This window comes from uncultured Paraglaciecola sp. (assembly GCF_913020055.1).
In the GTDB taxonomy this organism is placed as follows: Bacteria; Pseudomonadota; Gammaproteobacteria; order Enterobacterales; family Alteromonadaceae; genus Paraglaciecola.
Window position 1 is genome coordinate 1 of record NZ_CAJWCF010000015.1, and the last position, 26,589, is coordinate 26,589.

Genomic DNA, 26,589 nt, shown 5'->3' on the forward strand with positions numbered 1-26,589 from the left:
ATGTGGTACAACAGCCATAGACTTCATTCGTATTTGGATTACCAAAGCCCTAATGACTTTGAAAGACAAAACAATGAATTACAAAAAGTAGCTTAACTGGGGTGGTCGTTTTAGGTTGACCACGTCACACTGCCATTTTGTAATAACTAGAATAGGGCGCTTATAAAGATTAAAATATTGTGCATAACTTGACGTTAAAACAGTCCTTTAATTTAGGTTGTCACTGAATGTTTATTTGGTAGCAGTCGTCATAGTAGAACCGATTTCGATTAACACATAAGGTATCTGTAAAATATGAGCAGTCTTTTCGACACACTTTTAGCCAGTGGAAGTACAGTTAAGTTATTAGCCACAGTAGTATTTTGTTTTATCTCTTTAACATTGCTCAATCGATACCTTAAAAAGTATTGGTCAAACCGAAAATTTTTATTCCAATTTCTAATGCTCGTTTTAACTATCATCGCAATTGTAGCCATTATTATTGTGTTGCCATTAAGTGATGCATTACGAGGCCAACTACTCTCATTATTTGGCATATTACTCAGTGCCTCGATTGCCTTTGCTTCAACTACCTTTATCGGCAACATCATGGCCGGAGTCATGTTAAGGGTGATTAAGAATATAAAACTTGGAGATTATATTACCGTAGACAACATCACCGGCCGGGCAACTGAAATGAACTTATTACATATGGAAGTGCAAACGGAACAAAGCGATCTGGTCACCATACCAAATATCCATATGGTGACATATCCGGTAAAAGTCGTACGTAATACCGGCACTATTGTGGCCATCGAGATATCGCTAGGCTACGACATCCCACGTCAGCAAATAAGCAAACAATTGATCCTAGCTTCTGAAGATGCAGGATTGGCAGAAGGATTTGTGCAAATAAAAAACCTCGGTGACTTTTCAGTGACCTATCGTATTGCAGGGCATTTAAAGGATACTTCGAATTTATTGTCTGTTCGATCCAAGTTATATAACGCAGTACTAGATCGTTTACACGCTGATAATATAGAAATAGTTTCACCTAGTTTTATGAATACTCGCGCAATTAAAGAACAGCCTATCATTCCAAAGCAACAAATTGATGAGGAAGAAAGCGAAGATAATAGTTTGGAAAAGATGGCCTTTGAGAAAGCAGATTTGGCTTCATCAATTACCAGTATTCAGACTGCTATCGATGAGTTATCGGCCAAATTAGAATCAGGTAAGGGCAGCTTAGGTGATAATGAACGAGGATCCATCGAAGCGGAATTAATAGTGCTCAATGCTCAACTTAATGATGAACAAGAACGATTAAAAAATGAAGGAACTAAGCTTAAATAGGTTTTAAATGTTCCTGTTACAACACTTTCAAGCCTTGCTCTACAAGATTAATCTAATGTTTTCTTAAACCGAAAAGAGGCAAGTAGAATTCCTGCGAAAGTGAATGCACTAAGCCAATACACGTCGGGCAGCATATCGGTAAAACACACGTCCCTTAAAATAACGCCTCGAACCAAACGCATAAAATGTGTGGCGGGTAGGGCTTCGGCAATATACTGCGCGATTTCTGGCATGCCTTCATAAGGGAACATAAAACCTGATAGTAGAATTGACGGCAGCAACACAAATATCGTCATTTGCATGGATTGTAATTGATTGGTCGCTATGGTGGATATAACCAGTCCCAAGGCCAAACTTGCCGCTATAAAAAGTAATGTGATACAAAACAAAGCCCATAAGCCACCATTAATAGGCACGTTAAATACTAAATACCCCAATCCTAAAATGATGGCGACCTGCAATAGTCCAATAAAGATGTAAGGGATAATTTTTCCTAACATAAGCTCTATCGAACGAATTGGCGTGGTGATTAACATTTCCATATTACCGTGTTCACGTTCGCGCACGATTGCGGCGGAAGTAAACATAATCATCGTCATGGTTAAGATTATCCCAACTAAACCTGGCACTATATTGACTGCCGATCGTTGTTCTGGATTGTAAAATAGAGTGACTTCGAAAGTTGGGGTAGAGCGGTTAGCTGGTTTACTTAATAACTCAGCTAGTGGCATGTTTCTTAATCCCTTAATCGCTCCAGCAACCATAGTATCTGAACCATCAACTAACCATTGGGCAATAGGACGACCCGTTTGTTCATCGCTTGAGTCGGGTAAGGCAAAACCTAGACTGGCGTGGCGAACAACTCGCTGGCTTAAATCCTGTGGAATAATTAAAATAGCTCGTATTTGTGCTTGTTCAAGGGCCTCTTGAGCGCTTTTAATATCATCGAAGTGATGACTAAAAGTGACTACTTGGGTGGCCGCAACGGTTTGCACTAACACTCTACTCAGTGCACTTTGACTGTGATCAACCACTGCTACTGGTATGTGCCGTACATTGGTATTGATTGCATATCCAAACAACACTAATTGCACTAACGGGATCATAATGACCATAGCAAAAGTCATTTTATCGCGCTTTAATTGCATGAGTTCTTTAAAACAAATCGCCTGAATCCGATATAAACTGGTTATCATTGGCGTCTACTGCCAGTGCAAGTAATAAACACATCTTCTAGACTAGGACGGACAATACTTATTTTATTCGTCACGATCTCAGTGTGATGTTGTAAAAAGTCGATAGGGTTAGTTACTGAGCTCTTTATCAATACTCTTAATCTCGCACCTAACTGGGCAGCCGTAACAACCTCTGGCAGTTGTATGAGTTGTTGTTTTAAGTGGCGTAAGCCCTCAGCTTCTATTTCAACCACATGGGCCGCAATGTTATTCATTAGTTGTTCTGGAGAGCCATCTGCGCGTTTTATGCCGTCTTCTAAAATCGCTAATTTATGGCAGCGCTCTGCTTCATCCATATAATGAGTTGAAACAAGAATGCTGGTGCCTTGCTGACACAGGTCGAATAATTGTTCCCAAAAATCTCGGCGATTTTCAGGATCAACTGCTGAAGTGGGTTCATCTAAAAATAATAACTCTGGTTTATGTAACGTTGCAGCTGCTAAGGCTAATCGCTGGCGTTGACCGCCACTCATGCTACCCGCTAATTGCTGTTGTTTTTGGTTAAGACCGTAAGTGGACAGTAACTCATTGATACGTTTATTTTGAGTTGCACCAAAAATACCGTAAATTTTAGCGATAAATTGAAGGTTTTCTTTTACTGTTAAATCATCATATAGAGAAAACTTTTGGGTCATGTAACCCATTTTTAAACGCAGTTTCTCAGCGTCTTGTGGAAGTGTTAGACCAAGCACTCGTATTTCACCTGATGTAGGTTTCAATAAACCAGTTAACATCCGAATTGCAGTGGTTTTGCCACAACCATTTGGGCCTAAGAATCCATAAATTCGGTTTTTATCAATATTTAGATCAAGCTTATCTATCGCTTTTAAATCACCAAAGTTTCGGCTTAATTGTTTGGCTTGAATAATCAAGTCAGGTGCAGAATCCCTGTTCAAGGCAGTTCAACTTGCACGGCTACACCATTCGGCAAATTTGCATAGCTGTCGGGTAATTGTACTTCAGCCAAATACATTAACCGTGCTCGTTCTTCTTGATTAAGGGCATAATATGGCGTGAAAGCCGGCTCAGTAGAAATCCAGCGAACCTTACCAGTAATTGTTTCTGTTATTCCATCCACATGAATTAATAACGTATCACCTGCAATGATTTTTACTCGGTATGGTTCTGGCACATAAATACGTGCATAAGGTGTGTCACCCGCTAAAACAATGGCAACAGGGCTGCCTAGAGTGACCCTTTCACCTAAATTCCAAGGAAGATTGTCGAGCAGACCGTTACGCGTAGCGGTAATAGTTAAGTCATTAAGCTTTTTATTTTCGCTAGCCAGCGCAGCTTGCATAACGGCTACGTTGGCTTCTGCTATTAACAAGTCTTCAGGGCGAGTGCCGTTAGTGAGTATCAGTAATTCTTCTTCTGCTGCATGTGCAGCAGCACGTTTGGAATCTTTAGAGGCTATAGTTTGATCAAGGTTTGATTGACTGACTAACCCTTGAGCCACCAAGTTTTTAGCTCGTTGATAATTTGCTTCGCTCTCGGTTAAAGCTGCTTTAGCTCCTTCTAATTTGGCGCTGGCGGCGGCCACTTCTTCTGGTCGAGCGCCGTTACGGTATTTGGCCAAGTTAGCTTGTGCCTCAGCTAAATGTGCAGCGGCTTTTGCTGTTAAAGCTGATTGTTGGCGACTATCCAGTTGCACCAATACATCGCCTACACTGACACGTTTTCCTCGTGAAACTGGCAAAGCAATGACCACTTCGTTGGCAGTCGCTGTATGCGCTATTCGGTCGCGCTCTAGTGTGCCTAACGCTAGATTAGGCGTGTTGTCTACGCAGCTTTGCATAGAAACGAGGGACATTAATATGACAAAAAGAGTTTTATTCTGGCTAAAGTCTGGCAAGTTTTTCATGACACGTTATCCAATTTATTTGTCAAAAGGTCAGTTTATAGGTTTTTTATCAAGCAACGCTTCGTAACCTGCGATCAAGTCAAACAGCTCTTCATCGATATCCGTTTGACGCATATGCCGAAAACTTTGGTTTAGGTTATCTAATAATTCCTCTATATTTTTCTCTGCCCTGAGCATTGCTTCTAAACGACTAGCATTTTCGCTGGCTAACGACTCTGCACATGCTTGGTAAATTGATACAAACAGATACTCCCTAATTAACGCTTTAAACGTGGTTTCTTTGGCATTGATTAGTTCAGGTAAACTACTAGAAGGCCAATTAGCCATCATTAGTCTATCTTTCCAGTGTTGATCAAATGGAAGCAACTGGTGGAAAGTTGGAGCATAAGTCGATTTAGACGTTGGCCGATTGTGAAAAACAAAAATCTGCCCAATATCATTATTCTGACGCTGCCATTCAATCTCTAATATTAGTTCACCCACAAGATTGGATATTGTGTCTAAACTTCTAGGAAGTCGATAGCTCTTGCCCTGATTCAAATCTATTTTAGATAATAAAGGTTGAATACGTTCACCCGCAGTCCAAACAAGCTTTTGCTTAGGATGACTTTTCATTGTGTTGAATAAAAACTCGGCCAACAAATGATTAAATTGCCCCACTAGACCTTGGTCAGAGCCGAATACAATCAGACCAATGTTCTTCTGATTGGGACTGACATAGTTTGCATAACCATTGTCTGAGTTACTTTGATGAAAACAAACATTTAGTCCTAACTTAACCGTTTGATAATATTCTGCGAGGGAACTGACCGCGTTTTCGTATTGGCTGATATTAACTGCTGCCATCGCTTTCATTGTGCGCACTACCGATTGTAAATCACTGGCGCTGTTTATCTTGTGTTGTAACTTGGCCAGTGAATTACTCATGTTTTATGCGTACTTTTATTTGGCTTGTCGAATTCGGCTTGAGTTAACTTTCTATCTACCTCACTGTTTCTATCCTCGGCACAAACCTGTTTTATAAAAGGGGCTAAGGTTTGTTCAGCGATACTGAATACCTTTTGTCGCTCATCCTCAGTGATGTTCTGAGCATTCTCTAGGCAGGTTAATAAGATTTCAGGCATATTTCTGGTTGCCGCTCTCAAGCTCTCTTGCGCCTTTGGCATATCACTCAGTGGCACGGCATCAAATAAACGCTGACTAAGCACTAACAACAGGGTTATTTGTTCAGCTACCGTAAACGGAGCTGATTCTGATTGACTGAAATACGCTCTAATATGCCGCCCATGCTCAATTGTACTGAGGGTGTTGTCATCTAGGCGCGCGCCAAATCGGGCAAAGTTTTCTAGTTCTTCAAATTGTGCATAGGCAAGTTTCAGATTACTTGCCACCTTTCTATAGCCGTCTCTTTGAGCCTTACCTCCTACTCGTGAAACTGACTTGCCAACGTCTACAGCTGGCAATACCCCCAAATCAAATAAAGTGGGCGACAAATATATTTGTCCATCGGTAATCGAGATCAAGTTGGTTGGAATGTAAGCTGACATATTCTGACCTTCTGTCTCGATAATAGGTAATGCAGTTAATGAACCTCCACCATTTTCGGAATTCAAATGAGTAGAACGTTCAAGTAATCTAGAGTGAAGATAAAAAATATCACCAGGAAAGGCCTCTCTGCCAGGTGGTCGCCGCAGTAACAATGACAGTTCTCGATAAGATCGTGCATGTTGAGTCAAGTCGTCATACACGATCAATACATCTTCACCCCCTTGCATAAAATATTCGGCTACGCTCGTAGCGGCATAAGGCGCTATGTAATCAAGACCTGGCGGATCATTACCTTCGGTGACGATAACAACGGTGTAAGCCAGTGCTTGGTTTGTTTTTAGCACTGCTAAGGTTTTAGCAACAGAGGAGGCTTTTTGTCCAATCGCGCAATAAACACATAATACATTTTTGCCTTTTTGATTCAGGATGGTATCAATGGCAATGGCTGTTTTACCTGTTTGTCTGTCTCCTAAGATCAGTTCTCGTTGTCCTCGTCCAATAGGCAGAAGCGCATCAATAACCTTAATTCCGGTTTGTAATGGTTCAGTTACAGGCGAGCGCTTGATAATCGCAGGGGCAGGGCGTTCAATTGGTAATCTCTTGGTTAAGGCTGGAGGTTGAATACCATCAAGCGGTCGACCAAGGGGGTCAATAACTCGGCCAAGCAACTCAGGCCCAACAGCTATGTCCATCACTCGACCAGTGCGTTTAACCTCATCACCTACATTTAATCGCCAAGCCTCACCCAACAGCACTACGCCTATCTCATGTTCATCAAGATTAAATGCAATACCATAAAGATCATTACCAAAATCTAACAGTTCATCAAAACCCACATTAGGTAGCCCGCTGACTAATGCTATGCCAGTAGATACGCTGGTAACGGTACCCACTTCTTGTGCATTCAATGCCGGCTCAATTTTTAACCGCCCTTGTTTTAAACAATCATAGAGGCTGCTTAACGTTGCTTTTATGTCATTCGATTGTTGGTCTGTCATGCTGAATTTTTTACGTTGTGGCTTTGGGTGTTTAATTGTGCCGTTCTGTTATGAATTGATTCACGCTGTTTAATTAGTAGTTGGCTTATAAATGTTTGTAATACATTTAGGTAATCTTCTGTGCTCCAGGCAATTTTCCAACCATTTGAACGAATTTCGATGCCACTTATCAACGTTGTTTTAACTTCTAGTTTTAGGTGAAAGTGGGAATTAGATTTAGCTGATGATACTTGTTGCAATATGCCATCAACTTTATCAATTTGGGTTTGTGTTAATTCAAACGCACTGTATATAAGCAATTCAGTATTGCCTGCATCAAGTGCTTTGTTAAAATTGTGTTTTTCATCTAGAGTCATGTTCTGTAGACGCTTACAAAAACATTCAAACATATTTTGTTCCAGCTCTACACTGGCTAGGTCAGCGAGTACTTTACGTGCCACGTCATATACTTCTTGTAAGGTTTTTAAGGCAATATCTTGTTGGTAATGTTCGAGCTCTCTCTCCAATGCTTGAAGACGACTCTTACTTATCTGATCTGCATTAATATGAGCCTTTGCAATAATCTGTTCACTTTCACTGAGTGCAGTATTTTTCGCTTTTGTAAATAATTCGTCGCGTTTAGCATCAAACTCATTGTTCTTTTTTTCTAGCATTTTACGTTGTAATTGCGCATCTAATTTTATCGCATCAGCTTGGTTTATAACTTTTGCAGTCTGTGTTTCCCTGTCATCAATTGCTTTCAATATAGGGCCATACAGATAGCGTTTTAACAACCACACCAATAACAGGAAGTTAAGTGTTTGTGCACCAACTGTGAACCAATCTATTGTCATGTGTTAGTTACCACTTTGTGTAATGAAGTAATTCCAAAATGGATTGCTAAATAACAAGATCATAGTCACCACAAAACAATAAATTGCGGTAGATTCAATCATGGCTAATCCTACAAATAATGTGCGCGTTATGGTGGCTGATGCATCGGGTTGTTGCGCCAACGCAGTTAAAGCGTTAGCCACAGCTCTACCTTCAGCAAATGCTGGCCCAATAGCACCAAAACCAATGGTGATACCCGCTGTAATGATTGATACAACGGCGATAATAGTCAGACTGTCCATATTTAATTTTCCTCTGATGGTTTAATTACTGGGGTGTTTTTATGTAACTGAGATTGAGTTTTGTTAGCACTTGTAGCTGCGGCGATGTAAACACTGGCCAGAATAAAAAATATGTAGGCTTGTACCATGCCAGTTAATAAGCCAAGTGCTGTCATAACAACGGGGAAAACAAAGGGAGCTATAAGTAACATTATTCCGATTATCATAGTGCCACTCATAATATTTCCGAACAGTCTTACCGCTAATGCAAAAGTGCGGGATATTTCACCAATAATGTTAAACGGCAACATAATAAAACTAGGTTTAGTGTAAGACGCCAGATAGTCCTTCAATCCTCGCTGTTTAATGCCGTAATAAGGTACAGCAACAAACACACATAATGCTAAAGACAAGGTAGTAGAAAGTGAGCCAGTGGGTGGCTCGTAACCAGGAAAAATAGTCAGTAAATTAGCCAGTGCAACAAATAGAAATAATGTGCCTAGAAACCCTAGGTATTGTCTAGGGTGGATTAGGCCCACAGCACTAATTTGTTGTTCAATAGCCAGTACAATAGTTTCTAAAGCGTTTTGCAACCGAGTACGTTTATTATTGCGGGTTAATGCTCGTTCAAGCACTTTGGCACTGATAAAAAACATCAGCATTACACCCCAGGTAAATACGATTGTTGCGTTGATTTTAATAAAACCCATTTGCCAATAGATAATTTCATCCGGACTAAGCTGCATCTTTGATACTCGCTTTAGTTGCGTCGTCTTTTCGGATCAGATCAAGCAATAATTTTGTAATGGGCCTGGCAAGAATAAAGCCTAAAAGGCTAGAAACCAGCGATTGCCAATTACCATCTGCAATCAAGTAGAAGCCAAATATACAAATGCCCATGCGGATGAAGAAACCTCCTACAAACCAAAGAGCGGGGCGTTTTGAAGTGAGTCCTCTGTAGACAACCCACCACAAACTTAAAAAGAATACACACCCTAGGGTAAATCCAAACATCAGGCTGATACTCAATTCTAAAGGTGAACTAAGCATTTCTGTTAAGGCATTAATCACTATTTTTACCTCCGTCTTGTTCGTTATCGTCATGCATCGCTTTATCCTCTTTACTTATCCAACTCCATGCTGTGAAACAGCCTATTGTCAGACCCGCGACAATCAGTGCCAGTGTCCACGAATGTTGCACTTTGTAATGTTTATCTAGCCATATGCCTAGGGTGGCACCCAATATAGTCGGTAACGCAATTGACCAGCCAACCAACCCCATCATGCCTAATCCAAACCAAACGTTTGAAGTAGAATGTTGCTGTGCTTTTAGTTTCTGCTTGGTTTTGCTGTCGATTTTTTCGGCTAAAATTAATCCCGATTTAGCATTGGCTTCCGCATCCGTTATTTGACTGTTAGGATTCTTTTTCATTTTGACGCGGTTGAAAAATCAGTTAAACGCTGTAAAAAGTTACTTTCCAACTTCTCCAAAGCAAAACGTATTTCTTGCTGTTGCTCATCCAGAAAGAGGAATTCGTTTTTTACCGCTTCATGTAATTGACTAAGCCCAATGCCTTTTATTGCTTGTCGAACAGAAACTAATACGTCTTGGCCTTTTTTCACAAAGATGCCTTGATCGACGGCGATATACTGGTCATTTCCCGTTCCTGTTGTGTAAGTGAGTATTCCTGGTTCCAAAGCTGCTGAACAGTCCCGTCTGTTTGGTAAAATACCGAACGCTCCTTCAGGAGTTTCTAGAATGATCCGCATAACATTGTCATGTTGGGCAAAAACTTTATCCGGTAGCAGTATTTTTAGCATCATTCACAAGACTCCAGCATTTGCTTGGGGGTGTTCTGAACTTTGTTTAACTTCGTTGATTGAACCAATCATGTATAAAGACTGCTCTGGATAATCGTTAAATTCACCGTTTAAGATACGTTCACACCCATCTAAGGATTGCGCTAAGCTTACGAACTTTCCTTTAGCTGAGCTGAATTGTTCTGTGGTAAAAAATGGTTGGGTGAAGAAACGCTCTAAACGTCTAGCACGTTTGACTATGTCTCTGTCTTTTAAGGACAGCTGCTCGAGTCCCAACATGGCAATAATGTCTTTTAGCTCATCGTATTGGGCAAAGATCTGTCTAATTTCATGTGCTAATGCAAAATGTCGTTCACCGACTATGCTAGCCGTGGTCATTTTTGAACTTGATTGCAGCGGATCAACAGCAGGATAAAGCCCTTCACTTGCTCGTTGTCGCGATAACACTAATGAAGCGGATAAATGAGAAAACGTATGTACGGCTGCAGGGTCAGTAAAGTCATCAGCGGGCACATAAACCGCCTGTATCGAGGTGATAGCCCCAGTCTTTGTATTCGCTATACGTTCTTCAAGTGCTGATAATTCTGTACCCAAGGTAGGTTGGTAACCCATTCTAGAAGGCATTTGGCCCATTAATCCAGATACTTCAGAGCCCGCTTGAATAAATCGGAAGATATTGTCGATTAACAATAATACGTCGCGATGTTCGTCATCCCTAAAATATTCAGCCATAGTCAGTGCACAATGACCTATTCTAAACCTGCTGCCTGGTGGTTCATTCATTTGCCCAAACAGCATCACCATATTGTTTAGTACACCTGCTTGTGCCATCTCACGGTATAACTCTTCACCTTCTCGGCAGCGTTCGCCAATACCACAAAAAATACTGACCCCCTTATGATGGCCAATCATGTTGTGGATCATCTCGGTTAATAAAACTGTTTTACCGACTCCAGCACCGCCAAACAAACCTGCTTTTCCGCCACGCTCAATTGGCGCCAATACGTCGACTATCTTTATGCCAGTAGTAAAAATTTCAGAACGAGTTGAACGTGCAATAAGTGGAGGAGGGGGCTGGTGCACGTTACGCCAAACGACACCTTCAGGCCTCGCACCTCCATCAATTGGATTGCCAAACACGTCGAACATACGAGACAAAATGTTTTTACCAACTGGTGCAACAAGTTGCTTTTCAGAGGATTCAACCAACATCCCCCTAGCTAATCCTTGAGTAGGAGTAAGGGCTATAGCCCGAACTGTATCTGCACTCAGTTGTGCCATGACTTCTAAAACAATATTTTTATCATTGGCATACAGTATTCCGTGGATATGCGGCAAATCCTTGGCAAACTTAACATCCACCACGCTGCCTCTGACGGATAACACTGAACCATTACAATATCCGTTATTGTTATTCATCGATTAACTCTCTATTTTCGTGCTTACATTATGATGGATAGACAGGTCATGTATTTGACCTTGATCAACTATTATTTTGTTATTTGTATAATGCTTATAGGTGATTTAAAAATAGCTTGTTGAATGGCTCTAGTAGTTTTGTGGGTGATAAGTCCAGCTTTTGGTGAACATGAATATTTATCGACTAAAACTCTTTAAAATTATATTTTTGTGACTCAACAATTAACTAAATAAAAGGCACGAATTATGAGTGAAATATTTGGTTCTAATGCTTATTCACCGGCTCAAATAGCAACACTGGTTGATACCATAGGTGTAAAAAAAGCAGCTATGCCTTTATTGTCTCAATTGATGTTAGGCCTGTTGGCTGGTGCTTTTATTGGCTTAGGGGCAATGTTATTTGTATTGGTTAAGTCAGATGCCACATTAAGTTTTGCCCACTCACAATTATTAGGCGGTTTGGCTTTCTGTCTGGGGTTAATTCTAGTTATTGTGGCGGGTGCAGAATTATTTACCGGCAATAATTTAATTGTGATGGCTTGGGCGGATAACAAAATTTCGTTATATGAGCTATTAAGAAATTGGACGATAGTTTGCACTGCAAATTTAATCGGAGCCGCGGGCATGGCAACCCTTGTTTTTTTATCAGGCCACCCATTAATGAATAATGGAGCAATAGCCGAACAGTATTTGCATATCGCTGCCGCCAAAACTGATTTATCAAATACGGCAATGATTTTTCGAGGGATATTATGTAACGTTTTAGTATGTTTGGCAGTTTGGATGACGATCGCCGGTAAAACCGTAACTGACAAAGTAATTGCGGTTATTTTTCCCATTACTGGATTTGTCGCCGCAGGATTTGAGCACAGCGTAGCAAATATGTATTTTTATCCCATGGCGTTGTTTATTCAGCATTTTTCTATCTTAGAAACTGTAGGAAGTCTTATTACTTTTTGGGATTTCATGCGTAATCTTTTGTTCGTCATCATCGGCAATCTTATTGGCGGAGCTGTTTTTGTGGGTTTGGTATACCACGTTATTTATCAGCGAAAAAACTAAGCGACTAAACATTTTTACAAAAAAGCAGCATAAGGTTGATACGTATCAAAATATTTTTATCCATAGATATTTTAATGAAGATTAATTGTTTAATAGATTGGCTGAATATTTATGGTGCAAAATCTGGTTAACAGCATTTGTCCTTTCTGCGGGGTGGGTTGTGGCATTGGTCTAGTAGCGACTGACAACAACATCATTTCGGTACACCCCCTGAACAAACATCCAATTAGCCAAGGAAAGTTGTGTGCTAAAGGTTGGAATACAGCTTTTGGCATAAGTCGTCATGGTCGATTAACACATCCTTTGATGAAAATTGATGGGAAATTTAGGGAGGTTAGTTGGCAACAAGCCCTTAGCCATATCGCTAAAAGTCTTAAAAAATTCATCAGCGAAAGTGGTCCACAGAGTGTTGGTGTTATAAGCAGCGCTAGAGCGACCAACGAAGACAACTATGCCGCACAAAAATTTGCCAGAGCAGTGTTAAAAACTAACAACATCGATCACTGTGCGCGTATTTGTCACAGCCCTTCAGTGGCGGGCCTAAAAAAGACATTAGGCTCAGGAGCAATGACAAACAGTATTGATGATGTAGGTAAAGCGGATGTGATATTTGTGATTGGTGCTGATCCTACTGAAAATCATGCGATTATTGGTGGGCAAATCATGCAAGCCAAGCTTAGTGGCGCCACACTTATTGTGGTTGACCCTCGGCAAACCCGCTTGGCCAAAGTTGCTGATTTACATCTGCAACTAAATATTGGTACCAATATCGCACTACTAAATGGCCTGCTGAATATCATTTTTAACCACAATTGGCAAAATGAGGACTTTATCAATCAACGCTGTGAAGGTTTTTCAGAACTCAAAGCCCATGTAGCCGAATACACCTTGGATAAAGTAGCAAAGATCACCGGTGTCAAAGGCGAAGATTTAGTAAAAGCCGCAAAATTATATAGCCAAGCGAATGCCAGTTTTCTCGCTTACGGAATGGGCATCACTCAATTCGTTAGCGGAACAAACAATGTTATAGCCGTATCAAACCTAGCACTAATATGCGGGCAAATTGGTCGTGAAGGAACGGGCATTAACCCACTGCGTGGACAAAACAACGTGCAAGGGGCATGTGATATGGGATGTCTGCCTAACGTATATCCTGATTATCAAAGTGCTATGGACCAGAAAGTCAGAGAAAAGTTTACTCAAGCATGGGGTACCGAAGTAGCCAATTTCCCAGGTCTCACATCGCTGGGCATGAGTCATCAAGCAAAAGATGGCCATTTTAAAGGATTACTCATTTTTGGTGAAGATCCGGTAGTAACCGATCCAGACCGAAATAAAGTGGCCGAAAGCTTTAAGGTAATGGACTTATTGGTGGTGATTGAATTGTCTATGACAGAAACAGCCAAGATGGCAGACATTGTGCTCCCCGCAGCCAGTTTTGCAGAAAAGCAAGGCACTTTTACGAACTGCGAACGCAGGGTTCAATTAATCAATAAAGCGGTTAATCCTCCTGGTGAAGCTAAAATAGATTGGCAAATTCTGAAGGAATTAGCGAAGGAAATGGGGGTGCCTGAATTAATGGATTGGAAAGACAGTGAAGAGGTTTTTCACGAAATGACTCAACTCACTCATTCTTTTAGTGGCATATCATATGCTGGTTTACAACAAAATAATGGTTTGCAATGGCCCTGTAATGAAGAACATCCAAATGGCAGTCGTTGTTTACATGCAAAAACGTTTCCCATAGGCAAAGGCAAACTTATACCGGTCGATCATGCTCCTACAGATGAGGTGCCAGACTCAGAATACCCATTTTGGTTTACCACTCAGCGATTACATTTCCATTATGGTTGTGGCTCTATGACGCGCAAATCTCCCTTATTAGAAAGAGAAACTCCCGATGGACTATTATTTATGCATCCACAAGATGCATTGGATTTAGGCTTAAAAAACCACCAAGGAGTGGCAGTATCATCAAGGCGTGGTTGTGTCGAAACTAGGGTTGAGATAAGTGACCAAGTTAGCCCAGGTTTATTAAGCATGCCTTATCATTTTAAAGAAGCGCCTTCTAACCTTTTGACTAACAATGCAATGGATCCTGGTACGGAAATGCCGGAACTTAAGGTATGTGCAGTCAAACTAGTCCCATTACCTGAAAATCAACCACCACGTTCCTCTGAATTAAGTGATGTAGGGATTGGGGAACAATATGCTTAATCATAGTTATTTACTTAAAGACTTAGACATTTTAAAACAACATCTCGCTAAGTTTTATTCGATGGTACAGATCGAAAAAGATGCCAATGGAGAGGAACGGTGGACCGATCAATCAGACCCAGATACCGTGGGGTTATTTGGTCATAAACACTTACCTTCAACTTCACCTAAAGGCTTCTTATTTGCTGAAAAAGAAGCACTTTACAAGTTTGATGGTGAAACCTTTGAATCCATTACACCGCAAGTTGTGCCAAAAGTACTATTTGGCGTTCAAGCCTGTGATTTAACGGCTATTGCCTACCAAGACAAGTTTTTTAAGCAAGACCCTTATTATCAAAAAAGGCGTGAAAATATTTTGTTGGTTGGGATCGACTGTGAGTCTCCGTGTACCAATGGGTTTTGTGCAGAAGTTAAAGCAGGCCCACATGTGAATGACAACACAGCGGATTTGGTGGTCAGTCGATTAACAGTAAATGGGTCAAATCAACTGGCTGAATGGCTAGTGATCGCTGAGACTGAAAAAGGTCAAAACAGTATTAAAGGTTTACCACTTGATAAAGCCCATAAAGCGCATTTTATTCTACGCAACAGGCTGTTAGACAAAATGCGTTCTGAGTTTGCAGATTATAGCTACATTAACAACGCCATAGAATATTTAAACGATAACGCCGTTCCTCAGCATCTCTGGGAAGAAATGAGTGTACGCTGTTTAAGTTGTTCGGGGTGTACTAATCTGTGCCCAACCTGTTCTTGTTACAGTACCTATGAAATTGCCGAGAAACAGCCCGACAATGTAATCTCTGAAACCAAAGCAGTAAAAACAGAAACCTTAAGAGTCTGGGATTCTTGCCTGTTTGAGGGGTTTCAACGAGAAGCCAGCGGTCATAATCCAGCTCAACAAGCAGCCCAAAGAGTGGAACGATTTTGGTTTCACAAATTTTCCGACGAATATCTTACTGAGTTTCAACGATATGGCTGTGTGGGCTGTGGCCGTTGCGAACAAACCTGTCCCGGCACCATTGGTGTTCATTCCGTCATGAAAAGGATAAACCAAGAATGTTGCAGCTAACGCCTCAAACCATCCGCATAGTGAATATTTATGATGATGGAACAAATGCCAAGCATTTTACCTTTGAACCAAAGGGATTTGTCCACGACAAACCTATAGGTATCGGTCAATTTTTTATGTTAACTTTACCTGGCGCGGGTCTCGCTCCTTTTACTTATACTTCTTTGCCTGATGAAAATGGGCGATTTAATGCGCTCATTAGAAAAGTAGGCCGCTTAACTGAGAACCTATTTTCCTTAAAAGAGGGAGATGTATTGGGATACAACGGTCCCCTTGGTAACGGTTGGCCGGTTGAGCAATTTGAAGATAAAAAAGTATTAATTGTAGCGGGCGGCTGCGGCTTAGCACCAGTAGCCACTACCATTGATTATTTGATCAATAATAACCGTGGCGAGTCAGTTACGTTGTTGTACGGTGCCCGTGACTTAGGATCACAGGTGCTGACAAAAGAAAGAGCCCGCTGGCAGACTAAGATAACACTATGTGAAACTCTAGAAGAGGGCGCTGATAATGCCCATTCTGGTTTGCCAACCCAACATTTGTTGCAAACAATAAAGGAATATGGCGGCCTTCCAAGTATTGTGCTGACTTGTGGCCCCGAAGTAATGATGAAGGCTGTTGCAAAAACATGTATAGACTCAGGTTTACAAAGCTCAGATGTTTGGATGTCAGTTGAACGCCGAATGCGTTGCGGGGTAGGGTTATGCGGCCATTGTTATGTGGCAAATAGTTATGCATGCAAACAAGGACCAGCATATCGCTACGATGACTATCTATCACTTAACAATAAAATGGTGTCGACTCAGCAACACCAAGGTGCTTTTCAGTATTGCTAAATTACCCAGATTTGAGATAAGCCATACCGTAAAGCACCCGCTATGTATAATGCAATGTTCTGCTGAATAGACACCCTAGAGTAATCGGTTGAGCCTTGCTTCTAATTGTTTGTTCTGTTTTTCTAGCTGCTGTTTTTGCTTCATTAGCTCAATCACCATCGCAATTGCAACCCAATCAATTTGTAATTGTTGATTGAGTTTAATGGCTTTTTTAATCCAGTGAGTACTTTCTAAATCAAATACCCATTCGGACAGCGTATCGCCCTCTAAAGGTTTTACGATACCGTATTCCACCACTTCAATTATTGCCTCTTGGCTTATGTCTGCGCTAAGGCATAGTTCATCTAAATGCATATGTAATGTGATATTTGTCATACTCAGTTGCTCCAATCTTGGCGCGGGTTAAAGTGTTCTACTTCGGCTAATTGCTCCCATAACCTTTTGCTTTCATTAGTGTTTGAAGGAGGAATTTCTATTTTAATCGTCGCCAATAAATCTCCTTGCGCCGATTTACTTTTAAGCCCTTTACCTTTTATTCGCAGTTTTTTACCAGATTGACTTTGCGCAGGTATGTTCAAATTGATTTTCCCGTTAAGTGTAGGGACTTCAACTTTGGTTCCAAGTGCCGCTTCCCATGGGGTAAGGGGTAGGGTTAACAGCAAATTAATGCCCTGTACGTCAAATATGGGATGAGGTACCAATCGAATATGTAGGAATAGGTCTCCATTTAAGTTGTTATTACCACTGGCAGTAGCTTGGCCGGGGGCACCTTGACCTTTTACCCTAATCCGTTCGCCATCAGCAATGCCAGCAGGGATTTTGACTTTTAGTGACTTTTTAATTTGTTTGGTTTGCTTACCATCAAAAACTGGCACATGAAACGCTAGATTTTTTGTCAGTCCAGACACTGACTCTTCAAGAAATATTGGGACTTCAATTTCAAAGTCTTGGCCTTTAAATTGGCTAGACTGTTGTTGTCGAGCATGGCTAAAGCCCTCTTGCCCACCGCCACCAAAAACTGAATTAAAAAAATCAGAAAAATCAGCTGAAGATCCAAAATCACCTGTTTGCCCTTGTCCGTTAGGCTGCCAGCCAGGAGGCGGCTTAAAACCTTGTTCTGCGCTTGAACCATAACGTTTCATTTCATCATACTCAGCTCGTTTAGTGTCGTCTTTTAACACCTCATAGGCTTCGGCTACTTGTTTAAATTTTTCTTCTGCACCGGCCTCTGCATTCATATCTGGATGAAACTTAAGCGCTAGTTTTCGATAGGCCTTTTTGATTTCCTTAAGGTCGGCATCTTCTTTGACGCCCAAAATTTCGTAATAGTCTTTAAATTCCATTAAGCGTTCCTTAGGTTAAATACGTAAGACTGGTAAACAACTGTCAACTGAAAAGAAAATTCAAGCTAAACATTTGGAAGAAGTTGTAGTGTATTTTGCAGTCTTCACAATAGTTCATTTTGATGTAGATCAAAATGAACTCTAAGTATTTGGGTAAAGTGCACAGCTCTTACAATAAAACTCAAGGTTTAATCAATGATATCAACGTCAATTTTTCCAGGGCGTTATGTGCAAGGCGACCAAGCACTTAATATTTTAGCGGATGAAGTAAAAAGACAAGGAAACAGTACACTGGTTATTGCTGATAAATTTGTGTTTGAACAAAGTAAAAGTACGATTGAACAAGCCTTAGGACAAGAAATTGAGTTTACCCTAGAGCCTTTTTCCGGGGAGTGTTGCGACGACGAAATCGACAGACTAGTTGAGCTTTTTGAAAATCATTCGGCGAATGTGATAATTGGCATAGGTGGCGGCAAAACTTTAGATACTGCCAAAGCGGTGAGTAATAAACAAAACTGCCCGATTATTATTGTGCCAACTATTGCCTCAACCGACGCTCCCTGCAGCGCCTTAGCAGTCATCTATAATAATGATGGTTCGTTTAAACGTTATGAAGTGTTGCCCCATAACCCCAATGTTGTATTAGTGGACACCAATATTATCACCCATGCCCCTGTTAGATTTTTGGTAGCAGGTATGGGGGATGCTTTTGCCACTTGGTTTGAAGCCGAAGATTGCCGGCTAAAACAAGGGGCGAATATGACCGGAAGAGTAGGCTGCATGAGCGCTTACGCCTTGGCAAAATTGTGTCACGAAACCCTTTTAGAATACGGACTATTAGCCAAACAAGCCTGTGAAAACAACATAGTTACCCCAGCGTTAGAACACATAGTCGAAGCCAATACTCTGTTGAGTGGGTTAGGTTTTGAGAGCGGAGGTTTAGCGGCCGCCCATGCTATTCATAATGGTCTAACCGCCATACCTAGCACACACAGTTATTATCATGGTGAAAAGGTCGCCATTGGATTACAAGCCATGATGTTTTTAACGGATAGACCCAGTGCTACCATCGAGTTAGTCTTCGATTTTTGTCAGTCAATAGGTTTACCCATCTGCCTTGCCGATATTGGAATGCATGAGCCTACTGACGAGGAATTAATGCAAGTTGCCACTAGAGCCTGTGCAACAGGAGAAACTATTCATAATGAACCTTATGAAATAACGCCAAGACGCGTCATGCATTGTCTCAAAGCCGCTGATTCAGAAGGGCGGCGTCGTAAATCGAATCTCTGCTGATGCTTGTGAGATGAGGTTTTGAGTTGTTAGGAGGGGCTGGTTTGAGCGAAAAGCAGACAAACAAGTTAATCATCTTAAGGACGGGAATTCCGACAAAGCCGTCATTAGCATTAAGCATTTTATTACTGTATTTGCTACTTAAACCCTTCAACATAAACTTCCTCTATCCGTCGACCATGTGCCACGAGCGGTCGTTGGGCTGCACTCAATACATTCTAATAATTAAGGGTTTCAAAACAAACCAGACAAAACCATCATCATCGATTATCACATCTTTATGAGAATAAAAAAAAGCATCAACCAAGCTGGAAAATGCTTCTTAATGATTATCGACAACATTGGGTTACATGGGTTTAATCAGGCATAACGTCGTCTATTATCAATTTTAATAAAGAAACTTACTTATTAAGATTGTTTCTTAAATCGACGTAATGCTAAGCCCATTAAGCCTAGAGCGAAGATGGCTAGGGTTGATGGTTCTGGTACTTGAACAAGAGACGTCAGGTAAAACCGGTCTAAGGTTAAGGTGCCATCGTATACTTGGGTTCTAGAATATCTATTATGCCTGAAGCTAATACTGTCATCCCTTTGGAAATTCCAGTCTAAAATACCGTTTACGATAGAACTGTTCCCAGCTTCATTAAAATCGATAGGAACCCTGTCATACAAGGTGCTATATGTATCACCATTGGTAAATACATTTCCTGCACCAATAAAGGACTCTGCTCTCAAATAAAAATTATCAGATGCAGTTAATCTGACAGTAGTATTATAAATAGGATTCAATAAGTTTTCGTACCTTACGACGAAATCTACAATACTGGACTGGTTAAAATTAGATAAACCAACTATATCAGTTTCTTCTATCCAAAAATCGTATGACAATTTATTGTTACCGGTTTCTGCAGTCATCACACCATGGTATTGAATAAGACCCGCTTGAGAACTTAGTGAGCTTAATAAGATAAAAATTGAGAGAATTGTTTTTAAGATTGGATACTTCACAAAAAGATTCCTTTTGTATTCCCTCTTCAATTATTCTCAGAGGTAATTGATAGCAATTAAGAAGCCCAATTAGGACTAATTTACTCCTGAGGTAAGGACTTCTGATTAATAATGACTCAGCACAGAAGGTGCTTAAGAATAATAAAAAGGAAGAGGCTACTGCCTATTACATCAAATCCAGCAAAAATCACGCCGTAATAATTTAATATATTAAAAACAACAAGTTAATAAACATTACTAAATTAAAAATATCAATTGTGTAAATAAACCCGACACAACAAATACTAATGGTATGAGTTAGATATCACACCTTATTATCAAAAAATGTGACTGCCTATGCAGGTGGTTGCGTTGTATAGGCGATGAATGCCTTAGCAATTGGGTAATTCGAGTGTGCTAATAGACCAAGCAATATAATAACCGACAGTCCGCTATCGTTAGAGTCAGTTAAAATGTGAAAAGTCACTGACTGTCCGGTGATCGCTCATTGCCGTCAGTTATGTATGATTAATCGGATGATTGTTTTTCGCTCAATATAGTCTGATAGTTTGAATTCTCTTACGTCCGCTTTAGGTCGATTTAAGCCTTTTCTAGACTAGAACCTTATGTCGGCTTTTGGCACAAAGTTCTCCGTCAGGGTTAACGCTCGACTGTCCGGTATTAGGCTCGAAGCAGCCTGTCAGACAACTTCTGTTCAATGACGCAATGGCTCCATTACAGCAACTCAATCTAGCTGAGTTAACTGTTCACTATGTGTCAGCCTCCATACCGATAAATACCGCAAGTACTAGATCCATTCACAAACCCTCTACAATAAAAACGTTTCATCACATACTTTACCGGCAAAGTAATACTGTAGATTTTTCAGTGTGGTAGCGGCGCTTTGTTGCAAAGACTCAACGGTAAAAAAGCCTTGATGAACGGTAATTAATACGTTGGGAAAAGTGGCTAGCCTTTGATAGGTATCATCTGAAATTGTTTCGCAAACTAAGTCTGTATTGGATAATTCAGACTCCATTTCATATACATCTAATCCAAGATAACCGATTTTGCCACTTTTTAATCCTGAAACAATGGCTTGAGTGTTAACCAATCCACCGCGAGAGGTATTGATTATCATCACTTGGACTTTCATGTTTTGCACAGCTGCATGGTCAATCATATGCTGCGAGTCTGCATTAAGTGGGCAATGTAAACTAATCACATCTGATTCTTTTATCAATTTGTCTAAACTAACGTATTGATGTCCCATGGCACTAATATCTTCAGAGGGGATAGGGTCACAACATAGTATTCGACAGCCAAAACCTGTGAGTATATCGACCAACCTTTTGCCTATGGCTCCGGTACCCACTATTCCGACGGTTTTACAGCGTAAATTAAAGCCTAACAAACCATCTAGTTCAAAATTGTTATCGAGGACTCTGCTAGACGCTTTTATGAGTTTGCGATTAAGCGCTAGGATAATCGCCACAGTGTGCTCTGCAACCGACTCAGCAGAGTAACTAGGTACTCTTGACACACCAATGCCCAATTTACGCGCTTGTTCAAGATCGATATTATTAAACCCTGCACACCTTAATGCCACATGATGGATATCAAAAGATTTAAGTGTTTTGAGAACAGATTCGTCAATCACATCGTTAACAAAAACAGATACGGCGTCAAAGGGCCTAGCTAGCTCAACAGTTTCAATATTAAGGCTACAATCCAAGAACTCTAATTCAAATCCAAAGTTATTATTTCGAGCACTTAAAAATTCCCGGTCATAGGGTTTACAGCTGAAAACACCGATTTTCATTTTGCAATCCTCAATAGAAATGGACGGTAGAAAGCCCTTGAATGAATGTCATGCTGTTATTTATTTAACAACACTATGGCTTTATTACTTTGGCAACCTTTCAAAAATTAATGAAACAGCTTGGTTAATTCTATCTTCAAGATTTTCGTAGGTTTTTTCGCTCACTTTGCCAATAGCAACGCCTTCCCACAATAGAAGATTATTTTTGTTATCGATTAGATCGACATTCAAAGTGCCTTCGGTGTATTGAGTGATCCGCTCGTCAAAAATTGGGTAGTCGCCCCATACACCATAGTCACGTCGATAGTGATAATAAAAAGCAGCTGAGGGCACAGTATCGATTTTGATTTTGTCTTTAACATAGACGTTAAAGTTTACTAATAGATGAGGCTCTTCGGCATACTTATAACCCTTGTTTAGCATTTCGGTTTTTATCGCTGACTTAATGTAACGGTGGGAAAGTGAGTCGTATTGATCAGCTTTAAGTGTTAATTGCGGATGAAAACCAAAGGTCTGGTAATTATTAAGTTGAGCCGATTGATCTAACATACTATGAATAATAGGCACAGACTGACACCCAATCATCAGGCTGGTCAACAGAAAAAGAAATACGCTTTGAATTGTAATTGGAATATTTTTGACCATAGCCGTTCTCCTAAAACTATTGTTTATAGATTCGCATAAATACTGTTATACAGTTGTACTTTGCGCTTTATTGGTAAGGCTAGTTTTGATGCAAGTCAAAGTAATTTAAGTTGTGAAAACTATTTTGAAGGTGGAACCTAGAAATTTAGGGCTGTAAAATTGTAATCACTAAACTGTTAAACCTGCTCAATGACATTCAGTACTCTTTTAATCAATGTGTTTTCTATAAAAGGCTTCTCAATGAAATCAATGGCCTTAGCTTGCATTGCACGAACAGCTACCGCCACTTCACTGCCTGATGACAAAACAATGGTAGGTAATCTAAGACCTAGATTATTAATATGCTCTAGCAACTCAATACCGTCCATTTGCGGTAAATTCACTTCAACTATTAGACAAGCTGCTCTGGTTCTTAATTTTGTTTTAAGAAAATCTTCGGCCGATTCAAATACCTCTACTGCCACACCATTTATTTCAAGTAGTTTAGTAAGTGAACGTTGTAAATCATGATCACCGTCTACTATGTACACAATAGGTTTGATTAACCGTTTATTAACTACATTAATTTGAGATTCCATTAAAGGCCTAGATAACACTGTATTTAACACTTATTAATTGATCAGTTATGGAATGTAATTATCAGTCTTTAGGAAGGTATACAGCAATAAGCATTTATACGTAAATTTAGGGTGTTTATTCAGCAGGTGAGGCATCCACTACAATTTTAACCAGCTCAGCGAGTGATTTGACCTCCATTTTATCCATTACGTGTGCTCGATGGATTTCTACTGTTCTTTGGCTGAGATGAAGCTCAATGGCAATAACCTTGTTGGCTTTACCCGACACTACCGCCTCAAGAATTTGAGTTTCTCTTTTGGTTAATAACGCCAATTTAGAATGAGTTTGTTGGACTTTTTTAGTTTGTTTTTGAGTTTTAAGATTTATTTGCAGGGCTTTTTGAATGGCGTCTATTAATTGCTGCTCTCTGTAAGGTTTCTGAATAAACTCGACCGCACCTTGTTTCATCGCCTCAACTGCAGTGGGAATATCACCATGACCAGTAACAAAAATAATCGGCATACTACAGCCTAATTCTTCAAGCCTATGTTGGCATTCTATTCCGCTAATAACCGGCATTCGCATATCCAAGACTATACAACCATTGTGTTTATCGAAATCAGGTTCGTTGTATGCATTTAAAAAAACTTGGGCATCCTTATAACAAGTGTTTAACTGTCCAATACTATCTAACAACATGCCAACAGCGTCTAAAACGGCTTCATCATCATCCACTACATGTACCATAGGCGGTGATAGTGAACTTTCTGATTGGTTGTTTTGCATACTATTTCTCGATTTCTAATTGGTTAATGATATTTGCAGGTAAACTAAAAGAGAATACACAGCCCGATGGTTGACTAGGGGCAAAATATATTCTTCCACCATGCGCATGAATGATAGTTTGACTTACTGGTAAGCCCATCCCCATACCTGACTCTTTAGTGGTAAAAAATGGGTTAAATATATTGTTGCTGGACTCCTCATCTAAACCGTGTCCACTATCAATAACCGACACCTCTATTATGTCATCTGACAACCACTGGCTATAAATACGCAGTGGTGCACCTTTTAAGTGCTCCATGGCATCTATGCCGTTACGTATCATGTTTAGTAACACTTGTTGAATTTGCACTGGGTCAGCTGACAAATTTGGTTTCTTATCAAGGCTTAATTCTAATATAACTTCATGGTCAAGAATACGCGTATCGACTTTTGCTAAATTAACGGTCTCAAGTATTAGACTATTCAGATCTACTGATTCCCGTTGTGCTACTCGTTTTTTTACAAATGTTCTGAGCCGATCAATTACATCGCTGGCGCGAATGGCTTGGTCACATATCTTATCCAATGCTGTGACTACCTTTAGTGTATTGTCTTGGGTAGTTGATTGTAAAAGTCGTTTAGACGCTTGGGCATAGCTAGATATAGCTGAAAGAGGTTGATTCATTTCGTGAGCAATGCCAGCAGCCAATTCTCCCATCGAACTTAATCTTGATACATGGGTTAATCGTTCTCTGCTTTGCTGTGCTTCAATCCTATTTTTTTCTTGTTCAGAAATATCTCGAATAATACCAACAAACTGTTTATGGCTAGACTCTTTCACTTCGCCAACACTCAGGAATATGGGGAATTCTTCGCCATTGGATTTTTTGCCTTTAACATTCCTACCTTTACCAATGATTTTTGTTTCGCCAGTAGCCAAGTAAGAAGATAGATATCCATCATGCTCTTCTCTATAAGGTGCAGGCATTAACATTTTAATGTTTTTACCCAGCACTTCTTGCGTTGTGTATAAAAACATCTTTTGAGCTGCTGAGTTAAACAGCTCAATATTGCCTTTCCCATTGATCACAATTAAAGCGTCAACTGCAGCATCAAGTAGAGCATTCAACTTGGCATTAGCATCTTTTATGGGAGTTTGCTGGTGAGTACTTTCGTTCAACGTTTTGTTTACTATTGGCATATCAAGCTCTTCCATTAAGCACTTCCTATTTTGCACAAAGCATAGGTATTTTCCGAAACAATTTACGCGATAGTTCGGATAGCGAAACCAGTTGCTAACGATATATTATTTAACTCGAAAGTAACAGTGGCAGCTCGACAATTTAGTTTTATGTCAGTTGATAATCCTTATGGTAAACAAACCCTAAAGAGGTGTAATTAACATGAAAACTATCTCTCAACCGCAAAATGACTATTACAACGCTACAGTATTATTAGACTCCTGTATGAGTAGTCTAAACTCTTCAAATATATCAAAGCAGCGTGATTCACATCGCGTTTTTCATCGTAGAGATAGTTTATTTTCTGTAGGCGACCATTTCGAAGGTATTTACGTTTTGCGGTCAGGATCGGCGAAATCATTTATTACTTCTAGAGATGGTGAAGAGCACATTACAAAATTTTATTATCCAGGAGATATGTTAGGAATAGATGGATTTGATGGTTATATGCATACCCAAACCATACGATTTCTTGAAACCAGTAGTGTCTGTTTAATCAAAGAATCTCAGGTTAGTAATTTGATGCAAACAAGCGCAGATTTTCGTAAGACTTTATTACAATCAATGTCCCGTACCTTAGCCAGCGACAGCGCTATGATGATGTGTTTAAGCAGTTGTTCAAGTGAACAAAAAGTAGCAAGGTTTTTACTGGATTTATCCACAGTTTTTTCTGAAAGAAACCTCTCCGGAAGTGAATTTATGTTGAGCATGACTCGTACCGACATTGCCAATTATTTAGGTATGGCAATAGAAACTGTTAGCCGTGTGTTTGCTAGCTTTCAACAGAGAAATATTATTTCTGTAAAATTGCGCCATTTGTCTATTTTGGACTTCACTGCATTAAACAACTGCGTAACCATTGAAATATGCTCACAAACAGTAGAAAAAAGCTCGAACCTAAAAAAAATAAATCAAGCAATGAATTAATCTGCTAGCAAACCCTTCTAGCATAAAGATTACGACAAAATAATTAGTAACATTTATAACTTATTGGGATCCAAAATATGAAACAGTATGAACGTATAGTAGCGGCAATTGATGTCTATTCTGAATATGACCATGTGCTCAAAAGGGCGTTAAGTATTGCCAATAATGCCAGTCAGCTAAGTGTTGTTTTTGTAACTTTACCGACTACTTATTTTCAACCCTATATCAGCGAAGTAGGGGGAGATTATGTTGCAGAAATACAGAAACAAGCAAAAACTCGCTTAGAAGACATAGCCAGCAAAAATGATATACCTAGCGATCAAGTACATATTCCTGTTGGCAATGCAGCTGAAGAAATTCATACATTAGCTAATGATATTAATGCTGATCTTATTGTTATCGGCACGCATGGCCGAAGTGGTCTTAAACTATTGTTAGGATCCACAGCTAATTCTGTTTTGCATGGTGCAAAGCAAGATGTGTTAGCAGTTAGAGTCTAAAATCAATCGAATA

At 40.0% G+C, this 26,589-nt stretch carries 28 protein-coding genes; 8 read left to right on the plus strand and 20 right to left on the minus strand.

Annotated features, from left to right (window positions below; all coding sequences use genetic code 11):
• The first annotated feature begins 294 nt into the window (after positions 1 to 294).
• A complete protein-coding gene (locus QZ488_RS04900; protein ID WP_293746685.1) occupies positions 295 to 1,332 on the plus strand; it encodes a mechanosensitive ion channel domain-containing protein in 1,038 nt (345 codons plus the stop codon).
• Between the two features lie 47 nt (positions 1,333 to 1,379).
• Here the strand turns inward: QZ488_RS04900 and QZ488_RS04905 are convergent, their stop codons facing one another.
• The 12 genes from QZ488_RS04905 to atpD are packed head-to-tail and all read right to left on the minus strand — an operon-like array spanning position 1,380 to position 11,311.
• Positions 1,380 to 2,528: an ABC transporter permease gene (locus tag QZ488_RS04905; RefSeq protein ID WP_293746686.1), complete on the minus strand. Its 1,149-nt coding sequence runs from the start codon at positions 2,526 to 2,528 to the stop codon at positions 1,380 to 1,382.
• Positions 2,525 to 3,463, minus strand: a complete 939-nt coding sequence (locus tag QZ488_RS04910; RefSeq protein ID WP_293746687.1) for an ABC transporter ATP-binding protein — start codon at positions 3,461 to 3,463, stop codon at positions 2,525 to 2,527. Before QZ488_RS04910 ends, QZ488_RS04905 begins: the two co-directional genes overlap by 4 nt.
• Positions 3,460 to 4,431, minus strand: coding sequence for an HlyD family efflux transporter periplasmic adaptor subunit (locus tag QZ488_RS04915; RefSeq protein ID WP_293746688.1), 972 nt, complete (start codon positions 4,429 to 4,431; stop codon positions 3,460 to 3,462). Before QZ488_RS04915 ends, QZ488_RS04910 begins: the two co-directional genes overlap by 4 nt.
• Positions 4,432 to 4,461: 30 nt before the next feature.
• Positions 4,462 to 5,358, minus strand: coding sequence for a F0F1 ATP synthase subunit gamma (locus QZ488_RS04920; RefSeq protein ID WP_293746689.1), 897 nt, complete (start codon positions 5,356 to 5,358; stop codon positions 4,462 to 4,464).
• On the minus strand, positions 5,355 to 6,977 hold the full coding sequence (locus QZ488_RS04925; RefSeq protein ID WP_293746690.1) for an alternate F1F0 ATPase, F1 subunit alpha: 1,623 nt from the start codon (positions 6,975 to 6,977) through the stop codon (positions 5,355 to 5,357). The genes QZ488_RS04920 and QZ488_RS04925 overlap by 4 nt, the downstream gene beginning before the upstream one ends.
• Positions 6,974 to 7,810: a hypothetical protein gene (locus QZ488_RS04930; protein WP_293746691.1), complete on the minus strand. Its 837-nt coding sequence runs from the start codon at positions 7,808 to 7,810 to the stop codon at positions 6,974 to 6,976. Before QZ488_RS04930 ends, QZ488_RS04925 begins: the two co-directional genes overlap by 4 nt.
• A gap of 3 nt (positions 7,811 to 7,813) precedes the next feature.
• Entirely contained in the window at positions 7,814 to 8,092 is a 279-nt protein-coding gene (locus QZ488_RS04935) for a F0F1 ATP synthase subunit C (protein WP_293746692.1), read from the minus strand.
• A gap of 2 nt (positions 8,093 to 8,094) precedes the next feature.
• Positions 8,095 to 8,817: a F0F1 ATP synthase subunit A gene (locus tag QZ488_RS04940; RefSeq protein WP_293746693.1), complete on the minus strand. Its 723-nt coding sequence runs from the start codon at positions 8,815 to 8,817 to the stop codon at positions 8,095 to 8,097.
• Entirely contained in the window at positions 8,807 to 9,142 is a 336-nt protein-coding gene (locus QZ488_RS04945) for an ATP synthase subunit I (RefSeq protein WP_293746694.1), read from the minus strand. The genes QZ488_RS04940 and QZ488_RS04945 overlap by 11 nt, the downstream gene beginning before the upstream one ends.
• Positions 9,135 to 9,503 (minus strand): AtpZ/AtpI family protein, encoded by a 369-nt coding sequence (locus QZ488_RS04950; RefSeq protein WP_293746695.1) that lies wholly within the window; start codon positions 9,501 to 9,503, stop codon positions 9,135 to 9,137. The genes QZ488_RS04945 and QZ488_RS04950 overlap by 8 nt, the downstream gene beginning before the upstream one ends.
• Complete coding sequence (locus tag QZ488_RS04955) at positions 9,500 to 9,895, minus strand: F0F1 ATP synthase subunit epsilon (RefSeq protein ID WP_293746696.1); 396 nt, start codon at positions 9,893 to 9,895, stop codon at positions 9,500 to 9,502. Before QZ488_RS04955 ends, QZ488_RS04950 begins: the two co-directional genes overlap by 4 nt.
• Positions 9,896 to 11,311: a F0F1 ATP synthase subunit beta gene (gene atpD, locus QZ488_RS04960; protein WP_293746697.1), complete on the minus strand. Its 1,416-nt coding sequence runs from the start codon at positions 11,309 to 11,311 to the stop codon at positions 9,896 to 9,898. It abuts the gene before it with no gap.
• 246 nt (positions 11,312 to 11,557) lie between these two features.
• Between atpD and QZ488_RS04965 the strand changes: the two genes are divergently transcribed.
• The 4 genes from QZ488_RS04965 to QZ488_RS04980 all read left to right on the plus strand — a co-directional run bounded on the left by QZ488_RS04965 (position 11,558) and on the right by QZ488_RS04980 (position 16,495).
• Positions 11,558 to 12,373: a formate/nitrite transporter family protein gene (locus QZ488_RS04965; protein ID WP_293746698.1), complete on the plus strand. Its 816-nt coding sequence runs from the start codon at positions 11,558 to 11,560 to the stop codon at positions 12,371 to 12,373.
• Between the two features lie 111 nt (positions 12,374 to 12,484).
• Entirely contained in the window at positions 12,485 to 14,590 is a 2,106-nt protein-coding gene (fdhF, locus tag QZ488_RS04970) for a formate dehydrogenase subunit alpha (protein WP_293746699.1), read from the plus strand.
• Positions 14,583 to 15,659: a 4Fe-4S dicluster domain-containing protein gene (locus QZ488_RS04975; RefSeq protein WP_293746700.1), complete on the plus strand. Its 1,077-nt coding sequence runs from the start codon at positions 14,583 to 14,585 to the stop codon at positions 15,657 to 15,659. The genes fdhF and QZ488_RS04975 overlap by 8 nt, the downstream gene beginning before the upstream one ends.
• Positions 15,647 to 16,495 carry an FAD/NAD(P)-binding protein gene (locus QZ488_RS04980; RefSeq protein WP_293746701.1) on the plus strand — a complete coding sequence of 283 codons (849 nt, stop codon included), beginning with the start codon at positions 15,647 to 15,649 and terminating at the stop codon, positions 16,493 to 16,495. Before QZ488_RS04975 ends, QZ488_RS04980 begins: the two co-directional genes overlap by 13 nt.
• Positions 16,496 to 16,570: 75 nt before the next feature.
• On the opposite strand, the gene QZ488_RS04985 is transcribed toward QZ488_RS04980, so the two are convergent.
• Positions 16,571 to 16,870, minus strand: coding sequence for a chaperone modulator CbpM (locus QZ488_RS04985; RefSeq protein ID WP_293746702.1), 300 nt, complete (start codon positions 16,868 to 16,870; stop codon positions 16,571 to 16,573).
• Positions 16,871 to 16,872: 2 nt separating this feature from the next.
• On the minus strand, positions 16,873 to 17,838 hold the full coding sequence (locus tag QZ488_RS04990; RefSeq protein ID WP_293746703.1) for a DnaJ C-terminal domain-containing protein: 966 nt from the start codon (positions 17,836 to 17,838) through the stop codon (positions 16,873 to 16,875).
• Between the two features lie 195 nt (positions 17,839 to 18,033).
• Here QZ488_RS04990 and QZ488_RS04995 point away from each other — a divergent pair, with 195 nt between their 5' ends.
• Positions 18,034 to 19,134 (plus strand): glycerol dehydrogenase, encoded by a 1,101-nt coding sequence (locus tag QZ488_RS04995; RefSeq protein ID WP_293746704.1) that lies wholly within the window; start codon positions 18,034 to 18,036, stop codon positions 19,132 to 19,134.
• A gap of 405 nt (positions 19,135 to 19,539) precedes the next feature.
• Here QZ488_RS04995 and QZ488_RS05000 read toward each other — a convergent pair whose 3' ends face one another.
• The 6 genes from QZ488_RS05000 to QZ488_RS05025 all read right to left on the minus strand — a co-directional run bounded on the left by QZ488_RS05000 (position 19,540) and on the right by QZ488_RS05025 (position 25,124).
• The gene (locus QZ488_RS05000; protein ID WP_293746705.1) at positions 19,540 to 20,139 is read right to left on the minus strand and encodes a PEP-CTERM sorting domain-containing protein; all 600 of its coding nucleotides are present in this window, start codon (positions 20,137 to 20,139) and stop codon (positions 19,540 to 19,542) included.
• 808 nt (positions 20,140 to 20,947) lie between these two features.
• A complete protein-coding gene (locus tag QZ488_RS05005; RefSeq protein ID WP_293746706.1) occupies positions 20,948 to 21,940 on the minus strand; it encodes a 2-hydroxyacid dehydrogenase in 993 nt (330 codons plus the stop codon).
• An 84-nt stretch (positions 21,941 to 22,024) separates the two neighbouring features.
• Positions 22,025 to 22,585, minus strand: coding sequence for a DUF4136 domain-containing protein (locus QZ488_RS05010; RefSeq protein WP_293746707.1), 561 nt, complete (start codon positions 22,583 to 22,585; stop codon positions 22,025 to 22,027).
• Between the two features lie 176 nt (positions 22,586 to 22,761).
• Positions 22,762 to 23,163, minus strand: coding sequence for a response regulator (locus QZ488_RS05015; protein WP_293746708.1), 402 nt, complete (start codon positions 23,161 to 23,163; stop codon positions 22,762 to 22,764).
• Positions 23,164 to 23,278: 115 nt separating this feature from the next.
• Positions 23,279 to 23,929, minus strand: coding sequence for a response regulator (locus QZ488_RS05020; RefSeq protein ID WP_293746709.1), 651 nt, complete (start codon positions 23,927 to 23,929; stop codon positions 23,279 to 23,281).
• 1 nt (position 23,930) lies between these two features.
• Complete coding sequence (locus QZ488_RS05025) at positions 23,931 to 25,124, minus strand: PAS domain S-box protein (RefSeq protein ID WP_293746710.1); 1,194 nt, start codon at positions 25,122 to 25,124, stop codon at positions 23,931 to 23,933.
• A 187-nt stretch (positions 25,125 to 25,311) separates the two neighbouring features.
• Between QZ488_RS05025 and QZ488_RS05030 the strand changes: the two genes are divergently transcribed.
• Entirely contained in the window at positions 25,312 to 26,076 is a 765-nt protein-coding gene (locus QZ488_RS05030; protein ID WP_293746711.1) for a helix-turn-helix domain-containing protein, read from the plus strand.
• 77 nt (positions 26,077 to 26,153) lie between these two features.
• Positions 26,154 to 26,576, plus strand: a complete 423-nt coding sequence (locus QZ488_RS05035) for a universal stress protein (protein WP_293746712.1) — start codon at positions 26,154 to 26,156, stop codon at positions 26,574 to 26,576.
• Positions 26,577 to 26,589: the final 13 nt, after the last annotated feature.

Bases quoted from the DNA above. Each gene is read 5' to 3' on its own strand.
- QZ488_RS04975 (WP_293746700.1), top strand. From the start codon at position 14,583: ATGCTTAATCATAGTTATTTACTTAAAGACTTAGACATTTTAAAACAA.
- QZ488_RS04980 (WP_293746701.1), top strand. From the start codon at position 15,647: ATGTTGCAGCTAACGCCTCAAACCATCCGCATAGTGAATATTTATGAT.
- QZ488_RS05005 (WP_293746706.1), bottom strand. From the start codon at position 21,940: ATGAAAATCGGTGTTTTCAGCTGTAAACCCTATGACCGGGAATTTTTA.
- atpD (WP_293746697.1), bottom strand. From the start codon at position 11,311: ATGAATAACAATAACGGATATTGTAATGGTTCAGTGTTATCCGTCAGA.
- QZ488_RS04955 (WP_293746696.1), bottom strand. From the start codon at position 9,895: ATGATGCTAAAAATACTGCTACCGGATAAAGTTTTTGCCCAACATGAC.
- QZ488_RS04930 (WP_293746691.1), bottom strand. From the start codon at position 7,810: ATGACAATAGATTGGTTCACAGTTGGTGCACAAACACTTAACTTCCTG.
- QZ488_RS04925 (WP_293746690.1), bottom strand. From the start codon at position 6,977: ATGACAGACCAACAATCGAATGACATAAAAGCAACGTTAAGCAGCCTC.
- QZ488_RS04990 (WP_293746703.1), bottom strand. From the start codon at position 17,838: ATGGAATTTAAAGACTATTACGAAATTTTGGGCGTCAAAGAAGATGCC.
- QZ488_RS05030 (WP_293746711.1), top strand. From the start codon at position 25,312: ATGAAAACTATCTCTCAACCGCAAAATGACTATTACAACGCTACAGTA.
- QZ488_RS04935 (WP_293746692.1), bottom strand. From the start codon at position 8,092: ATGGACAGTCTGACTATTATCGCCGTTGTATCAATCATTACAGCGGGT.
- QZ488_RS04915 (WP_293746688.1), bottom strand. From the start codon at position 4,431: ATGAAAAACTTGCCAGACTTTAGCCAGAATAAAACTCTTTTTGTCATA.
- QZ488_RS04965 (WP_293746698.1), top strand. From the start codon at position 11,558: ATGAGTGAAATATTTGGTTCTAATGCTTATTCACCGGCTCAAATAGCA.
- fdhF (WP_293746699.1), top strand. From the start codon at position 12,485: ATGGTGCAAAATCTGGTTAACAGCATTTGTCCTTTCTGCGGGGTGGGT.
- QZ488_RS04905 (WP_293746686.1), bottom strand. From the start codon at position 2,528: ATGATAACCAGTTTATATCGGATTCAGGCGATTTGTTTTAAAGAACTC.
- QZ488_RS05025 (WP_293746710.1), bottom strand. From the start codon at position 25,124: ATGGAAGAGCTTGATATGCCAATAGTAAACAAAACGTTGAACGAAAGT.
- QZ488_RS05035 (WP_293746712.1), top strand. From the start codon at position 26,154: ATGAAACAGTATGAACGTATAGTAGCGGCAATTGATGTCTATTCTGAA.
- QZ488_RS05010 (WP_293746707.1), bottom strand. From the start codon at position 22,585: ATGGTCAAAAATATTCCAATTACAATTCAAAGCGTATTTCTTTTTCTG.
- QZ488_RS05015 (WP_293746708.1), bottom strand. From the start codon at position 23,163: ATGGAATCTCAAATTAATGTAGTTAATAAACGGTTAATCAAACCTATT.
- QZ488_RS05020 (WP_293746709.1), bottom strand. From the start codon at position 23,929: ATGCAAAACAACCAATCAGAAAGTTCACTATCACCGCCTATGGTACAT.
- QZ488_RS04900 (WP_293746685.1), top strand. From the start codon at position 295: ATGAGCAGTCTTTTCGACACACTTTTAGCCAGTGGAAGTACAGTTAAG.
- QZ488_RS04920 (WP_293746689.1), bottom strand. From the start codon at position 5,358: ATGAGTAATTCACTGGCCAAGTTACAACACAAGATAAACAGCGCCAGT.
- QZ488_RS04940 (WP_293746693.1), bottom strand. From the start codon at position 8,817: ATGCAGCTTAGTCCGGATGAAATTATCTATTGGCAAATGGGTTTTATT.
- QZ488_RS04985 (WP_293746702.1), bottom strand. From the start codon at position 16,870: ATGACAAATATCACATTACATATGCATTTAGATGAACTATGCCTTAGC.
- QZ488_RS04950 (WP_293746695.1), bottom strand. From the start codon at position 9,503: ATGAAAAAGAATCCTAACAGTCAAATAACGGATGCGGAAGCCAATGCT.
- QZ488_RS04995 (WP_293746704.1), top strand. From the start codon at position 18,034: ATGATATCAACGTCAATTTTTCCAGGGCGTTATGTGCAAGGCGACCAA.